This is a genomic window from Rhizobium sp. YIM 134829, from assembly GCF_046546455.1.
Genome location: NZ_JBKHKI010000016.1, coordinates 1 through 1,418 on the forward strand (window position 1 = coordinate 1; position 1,418 = coordinate 1,418).

The window sequence follows — 1,418 nt, forward strand, 5'->3', positions numbered from 1 at the left end:
GGTAGCGTCCGTGCTCGTGGTGTAATTTCGGGGGCGCATTGAGTGGAAATTACGGTTGAGAATTCGCTTCCGTTTTTACTGAGCGCCGGGTGGTCACCGGGCCTGTCGGATAAGGTGGAGTTGTTCGACTTCAACCTGCCGAAAGGAACTCCGATGACCGAGGATAGATTACCCCTTGCCGAGCTTGCCGCGAAGAGCGGCGACAGCGATTTTCTCCGTGCCATTGCTGAAAGCGTGCTGCAACTGATCATGGAGGCCGACGTGGACGGCCTGATCGGGGCTGGCCGTTACGAGCGCGGCGATGGCCGCCAGACCTGGCGCAACGGCTACCGCGACCGTTCACTCGACACGCGGCTCGGCACATTGAACCTAAAGATACCGAAGATGCGGCAGGGAGCCTACTTTCCCGGTTTCCTGGAGCCGAGAAAGATGGTGGAGAAGGCGCTGGTAGCCGTGATCCAGGAGGCATGGATCAACGGCGTTTCGACCCGCAAGGTGGACGAGTTGGTGCAGGCAATGGGCATGACCGGCATCTCCAAATCCTCCGTTTCCAAGCTCTGCAAGGACATCGACGAACGGGTGAGCGTATTCCTCAAGCGCCCTCTCTCCGGCGACTGGCCCTACCTGTGGCTCGATGCCACCTATCTGAAGGTGCGCGAAGGCGGTCGCATCGTCTCTGTGGCGGCGATAATCGCGGTGGCCGTGAATACCGACGGGAAAAGGGAGATCGTCGGCCTGCACATCGGCCCTTCCGAAGCCGAGCCGTTCTGGACAAGCTTTCTGCGTGATCTGGTGCGCCGTGGCCTCACCGGCGTCAAACTCGTCATCTCCGACGCGCATGAAGGGCTGAGGGCCGCCATCACCCGCATCCTCGGCGCGACATGGCAGAGGTGCCGCGTTCACGCCATGCGGAATGCGCTCGCCTACGTTCCCAAGGGCCAACACACCATGGTCGCCGCCGCGATCCGCCAGGCCTTCATCCAGCCCGATCACGACAATGCCGTGCAGACATGGCGGCATGTCGCCGACCAGCTCCGTGCCAGATGGCCGAAGCTGGGAACCTTCATGGACAATGCCGAGGTCGATGTGCTGGCCTACATGGCCTTTCCCGCGCAGCACCGCACCAAGTTACACTCGACGAACCCGCTGGAGCGATTGAACAAGGAAGTGAAGCGCCGCGCCGATGTCGTCGGCATCTTCCCCAATGACGACAGCATCGTGCGCCTGATCGGTGCGGTCCTGCTCGAAGCCAACGACGAATGGCAGCTCCTGAGCCGATACATGCAGGTCGAGGCGATGGCCGAGCTAAATCAACCGACGATCGAGGAGGAAGCTACACTTCAGATTACACCCAGAGCCGCCTGATCATGACGGCCCGGAACCACACCCGAAATTACACCATCTTGACGGACGCTATC

1 protein-coding gene is annotated in these 1,418 nt (G+C 60.9%); it reads left to right on the forward strand.

Annotation, left to right across the window (positions count from 1 at the left end):
• The first annotated feature begins 153 nt into the window (after window positions 1–153).
• Complete coding sequence (locus ACLE20_RS15445; RefSeq protein WP_410941203.1) at window positions 154–1,365, forward strand: IS256 family transposase; 1,212 nt, start codon at window positions 154–156, stop codon at window positions 1,363–1,365.
• Window positions 1,366–1,418: the final 53 nt, after the last annotated feature.